This is a genomic window from Njordella calcicola (assembly GCF_056494125.1).
The window spans coordinates 6,652,061-6,669,718 of sequence record NZ_CM151396.1 but is presented as its reverse complement, the minus strand read 5'-3'; the positions used below and the strand labels follow the sequence as shown (position 1 = coordinate 6,669,718).

Sequence of the window (17,658 nt, the reverse complement as noted above, 5' to 3'; positions counted from 1 at the left end):
AGATCTTTGTTTGTTTCCAACTGGAGAGGATTTTTACTATGCGATTTTTGCTGATACTTGTTCTTCTGATAGCGATCGCCGTGGGAATTGGCTGGATAGCCATGGACCGAACGAGCGAATCGGTCAACATAAAGATTGATACCAAGAAGGTCGAAGCAGACACAGGGCGACTGATTGACAGTGCGAAAGATGCGTTGGGCCGCGATGGAAAAGAGCCAGTCGCCACACCTTAAATTCCACGTCTTCCTTTGGCCCGTGGTAGCGTATGGAACCAAAACCTAGCAGCAAACCAAACAGTGAGGGAAAGCAGATTGCTGTCCCTCACGTTACTTGGTAAGCGTTTTTTTTGAGCATCTGCGTCTCAGATTACTCGGCGGATCGTTCCTCAGCACTGTCTTGGCGGTTGGCTTGGTTGAGATCTTGATGCTCAGAGAGAATCTGCTCGTGCTGCTGCTGCAGGTCATTTACTTGCGCCGTCAGTTGTTCGACTCTTTGTTCAAGTTCCTGGAGCTTTTGCGTCATGGAATCCGAATTTTGTGATCCAGGAGTGTAGGACGACTGGACCACTTGGCTTCGATTGTTACTTTGGTTGAAGGCGGCGAACTGTACATTGACTTCCTGTTGACGCCCGTTTCGCTCAACTAAAAAGACCGCTTGGTTGCGGTCCAACATTTGAATTCGTTGTGAGACGTTGTTTGGATTGGAGACAGTTTGGCCGTTGATCGCCAAAATCCTATCGCCTGGTTGCAGTCCAGCGCGAGCCGCGACTGAATTTCCGTCGACGGCAGAGACAATAACTGCTTGGGACGAGGGCTGCATGCGGATGCCTAAACGTCTTTGATTGTTGGCGTTGATGTTAGCAGACTGGTTGAAGTTGCTTGACTGACCAGCGTTCGCGGAACTCGTTCGATTGCTGGCGCCCATTTGAATAATCTGCCCATTCCTTTGGACTTGGAGTTGTCCACCGGAGTTGTTGAGCATTTGATTAAGTCCATCGGCGGAACGGATGGGCTGTCCGTACTGGTCAAGCACTACGTCTCCAGGTTGCAGTCCGGACCGACGCATCTGTTCTGTCAGTTGTGGAGAAATTTGATAACCACTTTGGTTGGGTGCGATGGACGACCGCAGCTCCTGCTGGAAATTGTTGTTGGTGTTGAGTTGCCCCTGGTAATTCTGTTGCGTGCGAGTATTGGGGACACCTAATGCATCATTAACAGATTGATTGATTGCATCGGATGCGCCTTGTCTCGCACCGTCAACTGCACCACGAAGGGTGTCGCTAAGTGCACTTTGAGCTGAGCTGACCGAAGTAAAGCTAGCGACGCTTGCTAATGCAAGGCTAGCGATTTTAAGTTTAGACATGAGAGGTCTCCTTGTAGGGCGAAATAACGGTCGCGAATCGACCACTTGATATAAGATGCACTAAGCAACAGTGATGCCAGTTCTTCTCTTGTATCCCTCAGGGGACTGCTTTTGGTCTTTGTTTTTAAAAGGGGGTTGACCGTTTGGAAACAAAGCCTGCTACGCAGTTTGCCATGTGGTAGGAAAAGTAACGAAAGTCGCATAAGTTCGTGAAGTCGATGAACTGTGCGCCTGCACCGGATAAACATTCCCATCGGTGATGCGTCGTAGCAGCATGTACGAGCATGCTCAAGCATGGATGCATGATCTTAAAGTTGTTCGGAAGGAGTGAGTTGCCGTGGCCTGAGGTGCTTTGCGAATGGAGGCTTACCACAACCTTGCACTTATCAAGTTTTGGTGAGTGATTCAATTTTGCAGTGGCATGTTGTTTGCCTTGAAAAGCTAGTCGTTGTTCACTAGGAACCAGCTACTCCTTCGATTTGGACGGATGACGTTCCATGTTACTTTTCATCGATAAAACCACTGCTCTTGCTAGATGAGGTATGGCTGAGATCATGATTTCATCCAATCCTCCTGGTCGCCCTCCCCGCCGAGCAGTCTCCATCGATGATACGAAAGCAGTTCAGATTTTGGTTACCCATGTCTTGCATGCTGCTGGCTTTGAAACAAGATCCGCTGCCGATGGATATGCAGGCTGGCAACTCATTGAAAAGTACGAGCCAGACTTGATCATTACGGATCTCGACATGCCGTGTTGGGGAGGCTGGCAACTGATAGAAGCTGTGCGGAACACCCCCAATCCTAGGGTGGAGAATGCGCCGATTATCGTTTGTAGTGCTACGGATGATTGGCTAGCGATCCGCGAGTCGTTCGACGCAGGAGCCAGCTACTTCATTGAGAAGCCAATTGATGTTAGGTTGTTGGTTGATCTGATCGAACGCATTTTTGCCAAGTAACTTTATCATCGCCGACTTGATTTGGGCAATTGCTCCTTACTGACGTCGTTTGTTCGATGTGTCGCTCAGGGCATAGGAGTTGAGCGTAGGTTTCTGAGAAGGCGGTCGAGGAGTTGGACTAGGTGCAAGCCGTTGATTGGTTTGGCTAGATATTCGCTACATCCCATTGCCAAACAAGCTTCACGTTCGCCTTCCATCGCATTGGCGGTTAAAGCAACGATGGGGCATGTAAAGCCAAGTCGCCGAAGTTCTGCTACTGCTTCGCGGCCGTTCATAACAGGCATTTGCATATCCATGATGATAATGTCAAACGGATGGCCGTTGTTTCTAGCGCAGAGCGCAGCATCGATGGCTAGTCGTCCATTCTCGGCGATGATAACCTTGGCACCGGATTTCTCAATAAAGTGCTTCGCGACGCGCCAGATATCTCTGCGATCGTCGGCCAATAGAATATTCGCATGGAGATGAGGGATGGTGGTGTTGGAGTCGTGCTCATGTGGTATCCGCAGAGAGCTTTCCTCATCATGATGCTCGCCTGGGATGGTAGCTGCTGCGGGCAAGCGCAGGATGAAGGAGCTTCCTTGCAAAGGTCGGCTTTTTACGCTGATGACTCCGCCCATGATTTCCGCCAAACGTTTGCTGATGCTCAGCCCTAAACCGGTGCCTCCATATTTGGCACCCGATCCTTGGGAAGCTTGATAGAAGGGCGAAAACAATTGACTCAAGTGATCTTCGCTGAGACCAATTCCCGTATCGCGAACTTCAAACTCCAGCCAGTGACGTTGCTGTTGCTCGTTCCATTGGTAGTCGACTAGCACGCAAACTTCACCCTGCTCGGTAAACTTCAGAGCGTTTCCAATCAGATTCACCAGGATTTGACGGACTCGAGTGATATCGCCAATCACGAATGCTGGAACAATCGGTCGGCATTCGATTCGCAGAGGCACATTCTCCTCGATTGACCGAACATTCATCAGTGCTTGAATCTCCCTAAGCATGGATCTTATCTCGATCAGTTCCGATCGGACGTCAAACTTACCAGCTTCGATTCGCGAAAGATCGAGTATGTCATTGAGGAGGTTTAATAGATAGCTGCCATTGCGCGAGATAATATTCAGTTTCTCGCGTTGCGCAGCATCATTGCTTTCCTCCCGCAGAATCTCGGCAAAACCAAGCACGGCAGTCATCGGCGTGCGTAGCTCATGCGACATACTTGCAAGGAAGTCGCTTTTGCTCTCGCTGGCCAATTGGGCTTCTTCGATCGACTTTTGCAATTGCTCCTGTAGTTCGCTTTCGGCGGTGATATCCCGATTCACAGCGAGCACCAATGTTTCGCCTGTTTTACTGTGGATGAAGTTCATTCGACTGCTGACAACAACCGTGCGTAGATCGATGGTTGTTTGTCGAATTTTTCCTGACCAGTATCGTGTCGTTTGGAGTTGTTGTTCGATTTGTGACCATGGTGGCGAATCTTCGCTGGTAGCAAAGTCATCGATGCGAAAGAATGCCAACTCGCGGTGGGGCTGGCCATACAGAGATTCAGCGCCTTGGTTCCAATAAAGTATTTGTCGATCATGCATTCGCCAGAGGATGACAGCGTCTTGGGAGGATTCGAGCCATTGTGCCAGTGACTCCGAACTTAAAAATGAGCACAGATTGGTTCGCGGAACCCGCCAGACTTGAAAGACAGCATCGGACACTGGCGTTGGGTTGGCGGGATATAGCTGTACCGAATCACTGGGGGCCTTAGGTGTTTGGAGGTCTCGCTTTGCGATAGTCGCAGCGAGTTGGTCGATCGTAGCCACAGAACTGGCAGCAGATTGCATCGCGGTTGGCAGAAGGTTGCTAAGTGCATCTTCATTGCTTCCCTTGTGAATTGCTACAGTGCCACCCGCCCGATAAAGGAACTGCAGGCCAAACCCACTGGGGAGATCAGCGCCAGCCAAAACGACACCCACGGAATCAAAACCATAAGCACCTGCCAGTGATCGGAAGAATCGATCATTGGTACAAGCGTTGTTCTTAATGGGAACACGTTGGAAATCTACAAATCCTTGCGAGACAATAGGTTGTTGGCTTGGCTTGGCAAGATAGATACGACCAGCGTGCAAAGCGGTGAGGTCGTGGATGCTTATCAGCGGTTTAGAAAGGCTTCGTGCCAACCTCTGATGAAAGCTGCGAGGATAGTGGGACTTGTCGCATGCGACAAGGACAACCGCAATGGACGTTTCCTGCTCCAAGATCTGCAAGAGTTCAATGAGTAAGTCCAGTTCGGAAGTCGAAAACACAATACCAACCACGGTCAAGTTCTGGTGGGCGGCAGTGGGAGTGGACTCTGGATGAGAGAGTGAATCAGAAAGCACTGACTATTCTCCTATGTGACTGGTTTGGCCAAGACTACATTGTCGAGTTCAAACGATCAGTAACAGCACGTGAATAGCAAAGTGCGCGAATCAAAGGTTGCGTGTCATTCTCTTGAATCACTGCAGCTCTTACCAACCACGACAGGCCGTCGGCAGAATCAGCCGTCATGGGTGACTCGGTACTCAAGTAAGAGCGATTGCACAAGCAAAGTATATCTCGTCATTGAACGGACGGCAAATCCCAAAAACACATCGGGCTGCGATTTACAGCCAACGAGTCACAAGATTTCTTTAGGCTAAGTTCTGCGGGATTGTGGCTGGCTGTGCATTTCTCAACCAGCTTCTGACGAAGGTATGCGGCTTGCTGGCTAGAGGCTACGGCCTCAAGTCGTTTTTATATCCCCGTAGGCGTGAGCGGTGATCCACACGAGGCAAGCGGTAGAAACGTCCTGAAGGTATATGTCAAAGATTCTTATTGCAGACGACTGCGACGATATTCGTGAGCTGTTAAGTATCAGGCTTAACCACTTGGGTTTTGATGTTCTTGAGGCTACCGACGGCATGCAAGCTGTGGAGTTTGTCGAACTGTATCTTCCAGACTTGGTTCTGTTGGACATGAATATGCCAGGGATGGACGGCTGGCAAGCATGCTCTTATCTCCGTAACGGAGGCAACTGGACACCAATTATCGCGACTACCGCATATGGTTTACCCGGCGATCAAGCTCGAGCCCTGCAAGCTGGTTGCAACGCGGTCCACATCAAGCCGTTTAACTTCGAACGCCTTCGAGAGCAAATTGAGGGGTTTTTAATCGTGCGTTCGTGACCGACTTTCAGTAGTGAACCATTGTAGTCTTCTTTTCTCCTAGGCACCGGAATGTCAAAATATAAATGCAAGAGAGAGGGACACAGCAAAATTCCAAAGTAGCCATGTCCGCAGTTTGCAGATTGAGTTCACGTTGCAATTCGGCTTCTGTGGGATTCCGCAAAGTTTTTGTTAGGTCTTTATTTGGCAAAGACATGACCTAGCATAGATCGACATATGCTAAAAGCGAAGGCCTTGGCCAACGCTTCCAGTTGTGGAAAAGGTGCGTAGGACCCGATTTGCATCGCCGATAGAAGAACATGTTCCCTGAGTTTGCTACGAATAAGCTGCTTGTGATTGAAATAGCGTGATGAATTCCGATGTATCTGGTACTGTCTACATTGTTGGTGAGGAACTTCGTCAGTACCAGGATGTTGTACAGGCCTTGCAGGCACGCGGTTACACGGTTGACCAGCGATCATTTGAGCAACTGTTGCAGATATCAAATGATTTGAAAACTCCGCGTGTACTTATCGGAGACTTGGAAGAAACGACTGCTCGAGATTGGATCTGGAACGAGCATAATGGCCGCAAGCGTGCGAAACTTCCCTTGATCTTGGTCGCTACTCAATGCGATGTCCAGTTGGCCATAAGCTTGATGGAGAGCGGAGTCATCACGATTCAATTTCGGCCAATTGAGACCCATAAGATTCTGAATTACGTGGAGATTGCCTTTCAAGAGCATCAAATCCAATCTCTGATCGACGAACGATATTTGAAAACCAAGCAATGTTTGGACGATTTGACTTCTCGGCAGCGAGCGGTGCTGGTCAAAGTAGCCGAGGGGAAAACCACCAAGCAAATCGCGATGGCACTAGATGTTTCCGTACGGCTCATTGAGCAAGAGCGCTCGGCCATCTTACGCCAGTTTCGGGTTGTTTCAACTCCCGAAGTTACCGTCAAAATCGGGGAGTTTCGTGCTCTGCAAATGCTGACGAATTACAACCGATTTCATTCTATAGAGCCCGAGGAATTGGCGAAGCCGTTTGTGGAACGTCTGCTGTAATCGCCAAGTTGTCCTGGAGGCTTTTTCTACAATTGCATAGACGCATTCGCATCTTTGTCCGAATCCGGACGCTCGCCCTGCAAGTATGCCATCCCCGCTTTGAATAAATAGCTCAATCCCGTAAGCCCTGAGTTATCCCAATACTCGCCATGCGTGGGTATGACATGAATCAGCACAATTGCCGGATCATCCTTGCCTTTAGGAAACCATACATCCCAAGACTCTTTCCAGAGTTCTTTGATAGGCTCTCGGTCAGTAACCAAACGAGCTTCTCCAGTCACCACAACAAAGCGCGACTTGCTCTGCATGGTAACCGCTACACTACTAGACTCCTGAAGGTCCCCAATTTTGCCCGAATCTCGGTCAGTGACGAACCAAGTTCCCCCATCATCATCGATCCGGGCGATTGCCATGGGACGCGCTGTGATGACCTCATTCACGCAGTGCGTGACAAACATTGCAGTGTCAAAGTCCTGCATCATTTCAATCAACTTTTCGTTCGTATTCATAGTGAGTTTTCTCTCTGGAAGTCGACAGTGTGGTTATTGTCCCGCAGCGGCACCTATGGCGGCACCCACATTAGCTCCTTGGCGTCCACCAATCGCTCCGCCAATCGAACTGCCTATGGAAACGCCTCGAAATTGGGATGCAGAACCGTAGTAAGTGTTTCCGTAACCATAGGCTGAACCATAGCCATAGTTCGGATAATAGGGTTGACCGCCATACACCGGACCTTGAGGATATCCATAGTAAGGCTGGCTATAACCTCGATAGCCGCTGGAATAGGTCCGGGATGGAGCGTTGTAAGGGTAGCCCCGGCTGTAGTTGTTGTATCTCGATTGAGGCGCATACCGAACGGAGGGTCGATAGGGAGAAGATTGAGGCGAGATGTACACGGACGATCGGCCATATACCGAAGGCGCTCTAACAACGCGACGTCCCACGACTTGCGCATCGCTCTGCGACGAATCCAGAGCGACTCCTCCCAAGCAGACCGCGACGAAACAACTTGCACGCAGGCAATGTTTTAACAACATGATTCTTTTCCTTGTTCTATCCAGAAATCTAAAGTAACGAATAGACTACCTAGCAATCTGGATACCATGACTGGACCAATGTCGAAGTTAAAGCTTAATTCTTTGGTGACATCTCGCTTCGATAGCTTGCTGCCTGTTCGCGCGGTTCAACGGCGACTCTGCGTTTCGTCTGCGAATGAAACGTAAAATTGTGTAGATACCAAGGCGCGAAGATGGCGGTTCAAGGCCACAGCGAGCGGAAGTGGTATAGGTATTGCACAGTTGCTGTCCACATCTATCCAAATTGATTTCCGTGTCAGATGCCTCTCGATGCGTTCTACTGCGTCGGCGACTCTGCGCAGCTTCGTTTTGGGACTGCTTGTTCAGTTTCGCGAGCTTCCAGAGTGGCTTGAACTCAATTAGGCAACCAATGACACTAGGCAACCAATGACATTACCATGCTGAAGGCAGAAATTATCATGAATCGCTTGCGACTAATAACCCTTGTCTGTGTGAGTTCATTCGGATGGGCCAATGCAGTGCACGCTGAAGAGACGACGTTAACCGAACGTCAAAAGAATCAATCGCTCCCAGTGATTCTTGCCTCTGCGTTGATCGAAGAGAAATCGAGTTCGCTTATTCAAGTGGAAGATGTCCTGCTAGATTTGGAGACAGCCAACGTGGCATTGGAGATCGTTAGCTGGACGCATACCGATCAGAGCAAAAAGGTGATAGCCGTAGTTCCCTACCAACCAAAGATCGAACCATCGGAAGCGAGGAATCTATGGCGACAGCTCTCAGCGACTGAGCCTATTGACATCAACAGGCAAGTCGCGGCAAAGATCTATCAAGAGTTTCAGCAAGATGTCTATTGGTCGAATTATTTGTCTGGGCTTGCGACCGGTCAGCAACAGACGTTTGATCGAGAAAAGTTTCAATTGATTCTCTACTCGAACCTTCAGGGCAAGGAAATTCAGGACAAGTCCGGCCAAGCGTTTGGTTCGATCATTGATGTCGGCCTATCCAAAGAGAATGGTCGCATTATTTATTTCGTGGTTCAATCCACCACCGACATGACGCGACGGGCGATCCCCCTGGCCGCTTTCGTCAATCAAGGATTGGAAGGCGATTGGAGGATTGATTTGCAAGCTGACTTGATAAGCAACTTCGTGCCTTTCGATAAAGAGTCAGATGTCCCACAAATGGTCGATCGCGGGTGGGAAGAGTATATCTCTGTACGTTATGGACGTGGTGGCGTGCAAAAAGTGGAACCTCAGGCCGACTGAATTGAGTCAGTGGTTTCGGGCTGAGGAACTTGTTTGGTGAATCGCTCGCTAACATGCTGCAGGACGAAATAGAATACGGGCGTGAAGAAGATGGCCAGGATCGTACCACTGAGCATTCCGCCACAAACGGTGGTGCCGAGAGAACGACGGCTTGCTGCGGCCGCTCCTTGGGCAAAGACCAGCGGCAGGACTCCAAGGATAAATGAGAAGGATGTCATCAAGATCGGGCGGAAGCGGAGCTGGGAGGCTTTTAAAGTAGCATCCAGAATCGAGTGGCCTTCCATCCGCAGCTCACGAGCAAACTCCACGATCAGGATTGCATTCTTGCTAGCCAAAGCAATGATCAACACGATGCCGATTTGAACGTACGTATTATTGTCCATGCCCATCCAGGAGATGGCGGCTACTGTACCGATCAGTCCCAAGGGAACGACCAGTATCACGGCCAGCGGCAGAATCCAACTTTCATAGAGAAACGCAAGGACTAGGTAGACTAATAAGATCGCAAGCATGAAGATGTAGATGGCTTCCCCTTCGGTTTCACTTTCTTGCAGCGAAACACCGCTCCAATCAAAGCCAATGGTGTCAGGCAATTCCTGTGCAGCGATAGACTCCATCGTTCGCAGAGCTTGCCCTGAGCTTTGGCCAGCGGCGGCTGAACCCGTGATCGTCGCCGATGGGTACAGGTTAAATCGACGAATGATCTGTGGTCCAAAGGATTCATCGATATGGATCAAGCTGCCCAGCGATACCATTTCACCAGTGGCATTGCGAACTTTCAAGAGGCGAATATCGTTCGGATTGTCTCGGAATGCAGAGTCTGCTTGTAAGCTTACGCGATAAGTCCGTCCAAATTTGTTGAAGTCATTGACATATGCGGAGCCAAGCGCGGCTTGGAGAGTCGTGAAGACTTCACCCAATGGGACCTGAAGGCTCATTGCTTGAGCGCGATTTACATCGGCAAACAGTTGTGGTACCCCTGAACGGAAAGTTGAGTTGACGCGGGTTAACCCTGGCTCGTTAGAGGCCGCAGCGACCAATCGCGAGACCGCTTGTTGCAGTTCCTCGAGTCCTGCGCCGGCTCGATCTTCGACTTGCATTTCGAATCCTCCGCTGGCACCTAAGCCTTGAATTGCCGGTGGAGCAAGAACCAAAATGAAGGCGTCTTGTACCGAGCTGAACTTCTTGGTGAGATCCTCGATAATACTTTCCTGTTGAAGTACCTTCGTTCGGCGCTCATCCCAGTCACGCAGACGAATAAACATGGTCGCTGCGTTGGACGATTGGCTGCCTTCCAGCAACGACAATCCGCCTAGCGTGAACCAAGTCTCAATACCATCTGTTTCTGTCAAGATTTGATTGATGTCGTCGATTACTTGGCGTGTTCGATCCTGTGAGGCCGCGTCAGGCAACTGAATTGAGGTGATCAAATAGCCTTGGTCCTCGGACGGCAAAAAGCCAGTCGGAACACGTTGGTACCACCAAAATGTGAATCCAACCAACAAGCAAAACACCACCAAAACAGCAGGCCAAGCCCGGACCAACCAACGCACAGCGACAACGTACTTGTCCTCAACCCACCGGAAAGCGGTATTGAACCATCGAGCGAGAAAGTTCTTTTTACCGCTGGGGCGGCGTAGCCATGTAGCACATTGAGCTGGTTTTAAAGTTAGAGCATTGATCGCGCTGAGAAGGGCTGTCGCAGCGATCGTCAGAGCGAACTGGGAATAGAGTTGCCCCGTGATACCACCTAGAAATGTCGTTGGAATAAAAACTGCCATCAGTACCACCGTGATTCCAATAATGGGTCCGGTGACTTGTCGCATCGCAATAACCGTCGCTTCTTTGGGCGGTTTGCCCTGCTCGATATGATGGGCTGCATTTTCCACGATCACAATTGCATCATCGACAACGATCCCGATGGCAAGTACCAGACCGAAGAGAGTCAGCAGGTTTACCGAAAACCCCAGCAGCGGCATAATGGCAAAGGCACCAATGATCGTTACTGGGACCGTCGTGGCTGGGATTAAAACAGCCCGCCAATCCTGAAGAAACACCAAGATAACAATGAGTACCAACACACCGGCTTCGAGCAGCGTTTTGTAAACTTCGCTAATGGCAGAAGAGACAAAGATAGTTGTATCAAATGGAATGTCATACTCCATTCCCTGCGGAAATGAACTGGCCAACCTTGCTGTGGCAACTTTCACTCGTTCGACTACGTCTAGTGCATTGGCACCAGGTAGCTGATAGACCAAGACGCTCGCTGAATCTATGCCACCGCGTTGTGCAAAGGTGTCATACGTTTGCGCCCCCAGTTCTACTCTTGCGACATCGCGCAGGTATGTCAAACTGCCATCGGAGCCTACTTTAACGATGATATCTTCAAACTGCTCTGGCTCCGAAAGTCTTCCTAATGCCGTTACGGTGTACTGAAACGCTTGAGGATTATCCAGCGGTGGCTGAGCGATTTGGCCTGCCGCGACCTGAACATTTTGCTGACGGAGCTGTGCGAGCAGGTCTTGGAAGGTTAACTCTCGCGCGTCCAGCTTGGTCGGGTCTACCCAAATTCGCATGCTGTAGTTACCGCTACCACTCACTGTCACTTCCCCAACCCCATCCACTCGACTCAGTTCGTCACGCAATCTGAGGTTGGCGTAATTCGCGAGAAAGAGACTATCGAAAGTTTGATCAGGTGAGGTCAGCGATACCACAACTAGGATGTTGGTTGACTGCTTTTTGACGGAGATGCCTTGTTGTCGCACTTCACTGGGCAGAAGTGGTTCGGCTAAAGCAACCCGGTTTTGTACCAACACTTGGGCCTGATCTAGATCCGTTCCGACTTCGAAGGTAACCGTCAACGAGTAGCTGCCGTTAGAGGAACTGGTTGATGACATGTACAGCATGCGTTCCACGCCATTGATTTGCTGTTCGAGTGGAGCTGCAACGGTGTCCGCCATCACTTGCGCGTTCGCACCAGGATAGGTCGCGGTGACTTGAATGGTAGGCGGAGTGATATTGGGATAGCGTTCAACTGGCAGCGACATTAAACCGACGATGCCGAGAATCACCATCACAAACGCAATGACATTTGCCGCTACGGGACGATTGATGAAAAAGTTAGAGATCAACTGCCGGTTCCTTGAATTTCTTGTACGGGTGCGCCGTTGCGAATACGCTGTAGTCCGCTGGTGATTACTTTCTCATTGCCGCGTAAGCCAAGCTTGATGACCGTGTACTCGCCGTGAATTTCGCCAAGCTCAACCGATTGACGCTTGGCCACTCCGTCAATCATCAGCATCACATAACGTCCTTGCTGATCCATTCCTAGTGCTTCGGTGGGAACCAATACTGCTTCATACGATTCGGTAAAGGGGCTTAGCACGCGAGCAAATAATCCTGGCGATAAAGCACCATCGGAGTTATCAAAACGTCCTCGAATTTGAGTGTTGCCCGTATCTGCAGACGTCGTATTGTCGACAAAATCGATGGTTCCTTCATGTGGATGCCCTTCTTCATTGATCAAGCCTAAACGTATCTTGATCTCTGCTTCTCGCGCGCTTTTGACTTTTCCAATCCTCGCTTGTTGTCGATAGTCCAACAAAGAGCGTTCATCGACATTGAAATAGACGAAGATTGGGTCGGAAGCGACCACGGTAGTTAACACCGTTGCATCTGCCTGGATCAGGTTCCCATCAGTAACCAGCGATCTTCCAAGATAACCATCGATCGGCGAGGTGACCTGAGTGAACTCCAGATCTAGCTGGGCCCGGTCGATGGCTGCGCGGAGGTTATCAATTTGGCCTGTCGCTTCACTGACATTCGCGACGGCTAGATCGTAGTCTGCTTGGCTGATGGATCGACTAGTAAGTAACTCCCGCGCGCGATCGAGGTCAAGTCGGAACCGGTCCAACTGAGCTTGCGTTGCCGCCAAGCTACCTTTTGCTTGAGCTAGTGCGATCTCGTATGGAGCTGGATCAATCTGAAAGAGCAAAGTTCCACGCGAGACAAAATCACCTTCCTTCACAACCACGTTTCGCGATGCTTGAGCGTCAGCGGGCTCGCTAAGAGCTTGAGTTTGAGGCGACGGAAGTTCTGCGGACGTACTAGGTGAACTGTTTCGTCGTGGGCTTTGTCGAAGGTAGCCGCTGACACGCGCACGCACTTCGACCGAATTTGCCGCTGCCGTTCGGCCGGTGAACTCACGAAAGTCCTGCACCTGCTGAATAATGGCGGGTCGAACCCTCACTTGGGCGGGTGGCATTTCACTAGCTGCATTAGAACGCGAAGCGGTGCTTTCGCGATTGCAACCAAGCAGAAAGAACCCCAAGAGGCATGTCGCTATAGCAAAATACACCTGTCTATTGAACGTCATCGGGAAACTCCCATAAAGGGGCAAAGGAAAAAGCGAGTAGTCAAACCGAGTGTGTCGGCAGACTCTCGAGTTCTGGCGAAATCTTGACATGTAGCTCCCGCTGCGGGAACGGAATGGAGATATTGGCATTTCGCAGTGCCCGCACAATCGCGACATTGATTTCGTGCAAGATGCCAACCCGGCGATCCAGATTTGCCAGAAAAAAGCGGACGGTAAACAACAGTGCGTTGTCACCAAAGTTGTCAAGATTCACTAATGGCTGGGGATCAGTCATTATATCCGGATGGGACTTCACAACTCGCTCTAAGATTTGCTTTACTTCGTCAGGATCGGACTGGTAGTCAACGCCCACCGTTAGCTCAACACGATTGATGACATCCGACAGCGACCAGTTCAAAAGCTTTTCCGTAATCAGATCCTTGTTGGGCACAACCAATTCTTTTCTGTCCCAACTTGTCACCGTCGTGGCACGCATTTGAATTCGCGAGACTACGCCCGTAGTGGAGCCGATACTAACAACATCACCCACTCGAACAGGCCGCTCCAAAAGCAGAATCACACCCGAGACAAAGTTAGCTACGATCTCTTGCAGTCCAAAGCCTAATCCAACGGAAGCTGCCGCCAGTAGCCAACTGAGTTGAGACCAAGGGACCGCTAAAAAGTGGAATACAACCAAGATGCCGACAATGGTGATGGCGTACTTTACAAGCATTGTCCATGCGTACTTCGCGCCATTGTCAATCGCAGCCCTACGCAGAACAATAAGTTCCAATAGAGCTGGAAGATTTCGGACTGCAAAGGCCGTCGTCGCAATGCCTAATACAGAATAGAATACGTCTTGTAGGGAAACCACAACCGTCTGATCTCCGACGCCGACGGACCACAGTGATACACGGTCTAAGATTTGAATCGCTGGCAGTATATCACGCCAAATGTAGATCAATCCTATCCCGCCAAGGGTCCACGTAACGGTCAAGACCGTGTTTCGCGTTTGGCGATCCAGGGAGGGGAGATCGGCCAGTTCGTCATCTCTTAGTTTGATACCCAATTCGGCCGCTTGTGATTCAGCAGACTCGCTTTTCAATGCCGCAAGCTTCTTTTGAAATGCTTCTGCTGCCTCCTTCCTTGCAATATCCCGTCGATGTAAAGACAGCCACCGCAAAAGAATCAATGACAAAAGCAGTACGGAAATGAGCCAGAGCAACGATGATTGCAGCGATTGGCCTAATACAAACGCTGTATCAACATATCCGATCAAAGCTAGTAGTGCAAAACCGATCGGCAGGCCAACGGAAGCCAGCCAAATCCAACGCCGGTATCGGTACACGCGTGATGCTTCTGAAGCCTGTCGAAATTGACTATAGATCGGACTGCTAGGTCTCAATAGGATGTGGTGGAACAATGCGGTGACGGAAAACAATAGGATTACAGCAGAACGTTCCACGGTTGCACGCACCACTACCGTTGGATGCTGATGGATTACCGTCATCAAGAAAACTAGTACAGCCCCAACGGTGGTGTACCATAACAAGTTACGACGCAGCAAGCGACGCAGTGAGTTGTTCCAACCAAAATGCATCTCAGCCAAGCCACTAGGCCGGCAAATTTCACTGAGCAGCAACCGGGAACCGATGTACGTCGCGACAACAAAGCACGCATTGCTAATGCCTCGTGAGAATGCCGACGTGTGCCAATCGCTGCGCATCAGCCAACCGGCAAACGCAAAAAGCATTGGCCATATAGCCGCCAAACCGATTGTGAAGAGAAAAACTCTCCAGGTAGATCGAATGCTTGCGTCAATTCGCGTCGCCATTTGCGATTCGGCTGCAATATCGCGTTTGAGTTTCGGGCGAACGAGGGCTAGCACAGCGATCGATAGTATCCCAAAGACGGTAGTCAATGGGCGAGCGGACATCGTGGCAACGATTCGACTAGTAGCAGATTGCCAATTGTCTGAATCAAGGAACCAACGCATACCTTCGGACACTCGAGGCAATTCCCCGACGCTGAAGGTCGAGTTGCTGCGAATCCAAAAAACCGTTTCATTCACAAGCGATTCGTATTCACCGATCGATTGCAGCAACTGGCGACGCTGGGTGTCGTGCAGGACCAACGACTGCAGAGTCGAGTTATAGGTCGTCAACGCCTCCCTGTACAGCTTTTGCTGCTCTCGCAAAAGACTGAGCTCGGTAGGCGTTTCTGCAACGTTAAAAGCGGGCTCAGGTTTTGTTTGAGCTCGCTGGTTCGTCAGGGTCGCGATTCTTCTTTCCAGTTTCCGCAGTTCGTCCTCGATTCCGAAGATGGCTGCCTGGTACTTGTGTATGTTGGCAGATGGCGATGACGTCGAACTCACTTCGCGCCGAACATCATTGAGATCATGCTGCTGATTCCGTAGCAGTAGCCCGATAGCATCCGTTAAACCAACGGCCCTCAGTCGTTCCCGCGAAACCGCAATCGTAGCTTCGACCTCTTCAAGTAATTGTTGAGTTCTATTGAGTTGACTGCTGGAGTCTGCGCTGGCTTGAGCGAGCTCCCGATTCAATCGCACTAGTTCTAGATTCTTATCGGCCAACGGTCGCAGTTGCGGGGCCAAGTTGCTATAGTTTGACTGCAGACGGTTTAGGGACTCCTCAGCCGCGATGGCATTATTCTCACTGGCAACTCGGTTCAGCATTTCGAGAGTTGCACGCAGTCGTTCGATTTGCAACTGAATTAACTCTGATTGTTGAGGCAGCGCATCGGAATCAGCCAAGTAACTATTTTGCTCGGCCTGAAGGGATTCGATTTCCAGCTCCATTGTGAGTCGCTTTGCGCGTTGCAATAAACTTCTCGATTTCGCTTCCGGTTCCATCTTCGAGATAGCCAAATGGTCCTGTGGAAGTTCAGCGCTCCGTCGCAGTTCCGCGTTTAGTTCGGAGACCTTGCTAGGAATCTCTTGCAGTCGGATATGTCTCCTTGCTGGTTCGGTTTTTAGTTCAGCCAATAGTTTCGTATGTGAGTTTAACGCAGATTGGACTTCAACGATCCGCTGGCGCACTACTTCCGGGCGCATGCTCGCAACGTCATTCGCGAGGGGATTGAGGTCGTCTTCCAGTTCCAGCGATAGCACCCCTTCTGACGGTACGACCTCTGACGATTGGGCTTGCGCTTGATACTCGGTTATTTTGGCTAAATGCTTTGCAGCTTCAGCAAGATGCTGTTGAGCCTGTTCGTAGCGAGAAACGATCGACTTGGACTCATCTGTGCCTGAATCTTCCGCGGCCAAGCCTCGCTTTACTTCTTGCTCCAGTTCCGCAATCATTTCGTGATGGGAGCTTGTGTCGCTAGTCGCTCGGCGAACTTCTTGGGACAAACTGCATTTCTGGGGCGGGAGCGTGAAAGAGGCAATAGACAACAGGAGTGTTGCGTAAACCCTGAAGGGACGCATTGGAAGGTTGCTCATTCGGAAAGATGGGTTGCGAAAAATTTGTGGTCAGCAGACCAGCATGCAATTGGTATTCCACATCGCTGATGACACGCCTATCCTGCTGCGACTTTTTAGCGGGAAACCATAAGGGGAAGTCGGACGCATTTATGGGGTTCTAACGAGTTACGGAACACTCTTTGCGACTGCTCGATAAGACTTCAATGGGAACGGCTTTGGATTAAAATCGACCAATAGGTGTGTTCATGTTAGTTTTAAGCAGGCGAGAGGGCGAAAAGCTACGTTTAGGGGATGATATCGTAGTGACCATCAATCGGATAAGTGGAAATCGAGTTCGCATAGCGATCGAAGCTCCCCGCCACGTGACTATCCTTCGCGATGAATTGACTCCGTTTTCCGAGTTGGACGTGGTTAATAGCGAGCCGAACATCTTGCCGATGCCCAATTCGGCTGCTAGCTAGATTTGAGCGTGGCTGTGCAATCGCCGCAGACACTCCAGAGTATCTTCACTTCACGATCGCAGTTCAATAACGCGGATTGGCTCAAGCCTTGCGACAGTTCGGTCCACTGCAGGTTTGATGTTTGGACGCGATTACAAATGCTGCAGCGCTTGATGTGGTGGTTTCCTCGGTGAGCGGCGGCGGTTGAAATGACGAACTCTTGCGTTTCGATGCGAAGCGTATCGCTGAAGAATGCTACTTCTTGCGAATTTTGCTGGCCGGCAATTCGCATATACATGTAGCGTTTCAGCTTTGGCGAATCGCATCGGAACTCGAAACCGATCGAATGCTGTCTGCCTCGTACGCTATGGATCAGTTCCTGGTAGATTTTGCGTAATGAATCACCCTTGATAAAATCCCATAAGGAGCGACCAATGACGCTCTTGGGGTATAAAAGAGTTTCTCCTTCGTTAGCTGAAGCAAATTCGTTCCAACCTTCTCCCAGGGTGACAATGATGTCGTCGGCATCAATGGCATAAGCAATGGTCCGGGTACCTTTCAGCATT

At 50.2% G+C, this 17,658-nt stretch carries 14 protein-coding genes; 6 read left to right on the top strand and 8 right to left on the bottom strand.

The annotated features are described in order from the left end of the window. Positions 1-38 precede the first annotated feature (38 nt). Positions 39-233, top strand: a complete 195-nt coding sequence (locus SH302x_RS25730) for a hypothetical protein (protein ID WP_479365877.1) — start codon at positions 39-41, stop codon at positions 231-233. A gap of 133 nt (positions 234-366) precedes the next feature. Here SH302x_RS25730 and SH302x_RS25725 read toward each other — a convergent pair whose 3' ends face one another. Beyond that, positions 367-1,362 carry a PDZ domain-containing protein gene (locus tag SH302x_RS25725; RefSeq protein WP_479365875.1) on the bottom strand — a complete coding sequence of 332 codons (996 nt, stop codon included), beginning with the start codon at positions 1,360-1,362 and terminating at the stop codon, positions 367-369. Between the two features lie 554 nt (positions 1,363-1,916). Here SH302x_RS25725 and SH302x_RS25720 point away from each other — a divergent pair. Then, entirely contained in the window at positions 1,917-2,318 is a 402-nt protein-coding gene (locus SH302x_RS25720; RefSeq protein ID WP_479365873.1) for a response regulator, read from the top strand. A gap of 65 nt (positions 2,319-2,383) precedes the next feature. On the opposite strand, the gene SH302x_RS25715 is transcribed toward SH302x_RS25720, so the two are convergent. Then, positions 2,384-4,681, bottom strand: coding sequence for an ATP-binding protein (locus tag SH302x_RS25715; RefSeq protein WP_479365871.1), 2,298 nt, complete (start codon positions 4,679-4,681; stop codon positions 2,384-2,386). Between the two features lie 459 nt (positions 4,682-5,140). Between SH302x_RS25715 and SH302x_RS25710 the strand changes: the two genes are divergently transcribed. Further along, positions 5,141-5,506: a response regulator gene (locus SH302x_RS25710; protein ID WP_479365869.1), complete on the top strand. Its 366-nt coding sequence runs from the start codon at positions 5,141-5,143 to the stop codon at positions 5,504-5,506. Positions 5,507-5,855: 349 nt separating this feature from the next. Beyond that, positions 5,856-6,551, top strand: coding sequence for a LuxR C-terminal-related transcriptional regulator (locus SH302x_RS25705; RefSeq protein WP_479365868.1), 696 nt, complete (start codon positions 5,856-5,858; stop codon positions 6,549-6,551). Between the two features lie 26 nt (positions 6,552-6,577). Here SH302x_RS25705 and SH302x_RS25700 read toward each other — a convergent pair whose 3' ends face one another. Together SH302x_RS25700 and SH302x_RS25695 are read right to left on the bottom strand one after the other, a co-directional pair. Beyond that, entirely contained in the window at positions 6,578-7,060 is a 483-nt protein-coding gene (locus SH302x_RS25700) for a pyridoxamine 5'-phosphate oxidase family protein (RefSeq protein WP_479365866.1), read from the bottom strand. Positions 7,061-7,093: 33 nt separating this feature from the next. Next, entirely contained in the window at positions 7,094-7,588 is a 495-nt protein-coding gene (locus SH302x_RS25695) for a hypothetical protein (RefSeq protein ID WP_479365864.1), read from the bottom strand. 458 nt (positions 7,589-8,046) lie between these two features. Here SH302x_RS25695 and SH302x_RS25690 point away from each other — a divergent pair, with 458 nt between their 5' ends. After that, on the top strand, positions 8,047-8,853 hold the full coding sequence (locus SH302x_RS25690) for a PRC-barrel domain-containing protein (RefSeq protein WP_479365862.1): 807 nt from the start codon (positions 8,047-8,049) through the stop codon (positions 8,851-8,853). On the opposite strand, the gene SH302x_RS25685 is transcribed toward SH302x_RS25690, so the two are convergent. Genes SH302x_RS25685 through SH302x_RS25675 form a run of 3 tightly spaced genes read right to left on the bottom strand, consistent with a single transcriptional unit; the run spans position 8,841 to position 16,580 of the window. Continuing rightward, a complete protein-coding gene (locus tag SH302x_RS25685; protein WP_479365861.1) occupies positions 8,841-11,984 on the bottom strand; it encodes an efflux RND transporter permease subunit in 3,144 nt (1,047 codons plus the stop codon). The two genes, SH302x_RS25690 and SH302x_RS25685, sit on opposite strands and share 13 nt — an antisense overlap. Further along, entirely contained in the window at positions 11,981-13,228 is a 1,248-nt protein-coding gene (locus SH302x_RS25680; protein ID WP_479365859.1) for an efflux RND transporter periplasmic adaptor subunit, read from the bottom strand. Before SH302x_RS25680 ends, SH302x_RS25685 begins: the two co-directional genes overlap by 4 nt. Before the next feature lie 40 nt (positions 13,229-13,268). Further along, on the bottom strand, positions 13,269-16,580 hold the full coding sequence (locus SH302x_RS25675) for a mechanosensitive ion channel domain-containing protein (RefSeq protein ID WP_479365857.1): 3,312 nt from the start codon (positions 16,578-16,580) through the stop codon (positions 13,269-13,271). 317 nt (positions 16,581-16,897) lie between these two features. On the opposite strand from SH302x_RS25675, the gene SH302x_RS25670 reads away from it, so the two are divergent. Further along, positions 16,898-17,113, top strand: coding sequence for a carbon storage regulator (locus SH302x_RS25670; RefSeq protein WP_479365855.1), 216 nt, complete (start codon positions 16,898-16,900; stop codon positions 17,111-17,113). On the opposite strand, the gene SH302x_RS25665 is transcribed toward SH302x_RS25670, so the two are convergent. Further along, positions 17,106-17,657 (bottom strand): hypothetical protein, encoded by a 552-nt coding sequence (locus SH302x_RS25665; protein WP_479365853.1) that lies wholly within the window; start codon positions 17,655-17,657, stop codon positions 17,106-17,108. The two genes, SH302x_RS25670 and SH302x_RS25665, sit on opposite strands and share 8 nt — an antisense overlap. Position 17,658: the final 1 nt, after the last annotated feature.

What these genes read in the sequence shown, in the direction of transcription:
- SH302x_RS25730 (WP_479365877.1), top strand. Translation starts at nt 39, where the DNA reads ATGCGATTTTTGCTGATACTTGTTCTTCTGATAGCGATCGCCGTGGGA.
- SH302x_RS25725 (WP_479365875.1), bottom strand. Translation starts at nt 1,362, where the DNA reads ATGTCTAAACTTAAAATCGCTAGCCTTGCATTAGCAAGCGTCGCTAGC.
- SH302x_RS25720 (WP_479365873.1), top strand. Translation starts at nt 1,917, where the DNA reads ATGATTTCATCCAATCCTCCTGGTCGCCCTCCCCGCCGAGCAGTCTCC.
- SH302x_RS25710 (WP_479365869.1), top strand. Translation starts at nt 5,141, where the DNA reads ATGTCAAAGATTCTTATTGCAGACGACTGCGACGATATTCGTGAGCTG.
- SH302x_RS25705 (WP_479365868.1), top strand. Translation starts at nt 5,856, where the DNA reads ATGAATTCCGATGTATCTGGTACTGTCTACATTGTTGGTGAGGAACTT.
- SH302x_RS25700 (WP_479365866.1), bottom strand. Translation starts at nt 7,060, where the DNA reads ATGAATACGAACGAAAAGTTGATTGAAATGATGCAGGACTTTGACACT.
- SH302x_RS25695 (WP_479365864.1), bottom strand. Translation starts at nt 7,588, where the DNA reads ATGTTGTTAAAACATTGCCTGCGTGCAAGTTGTTTCGTCGCGGTCTGC.
- SH302x_RS25690 (WP_479365862.1), top strand. Translation starts at nt 8,047, where the DNA reads ATGAATCGCTTGCGACTAATAACCCTTGTCTGTGTGAGTTCATTCGGA.
- SH302x_RS25680 (WP_479365859.1), bottom strand. Translation starts at nt 13,228, where the DNA reads ATGACGTTCAATAGACAGGTGTATTTTGCTATAGCGACATGCCTCTTG.
- SH302x_RS25670 (WP_479365855.1), top strand. Translation starts at nt 16,898, where the DNA reads ATGTTAGTTTTAAGCAGGCGAGAGGGCGAAAAGCTACGTTTAGGGGAT.
- SH302x_RS25665 (WP_479365853.1), bottom strand. Translation starts at nt 17,657, where the DNA reads ATGCTGAAAGGTACCCGGACCATTGCTTATGCCATTGATGCCGACGAC.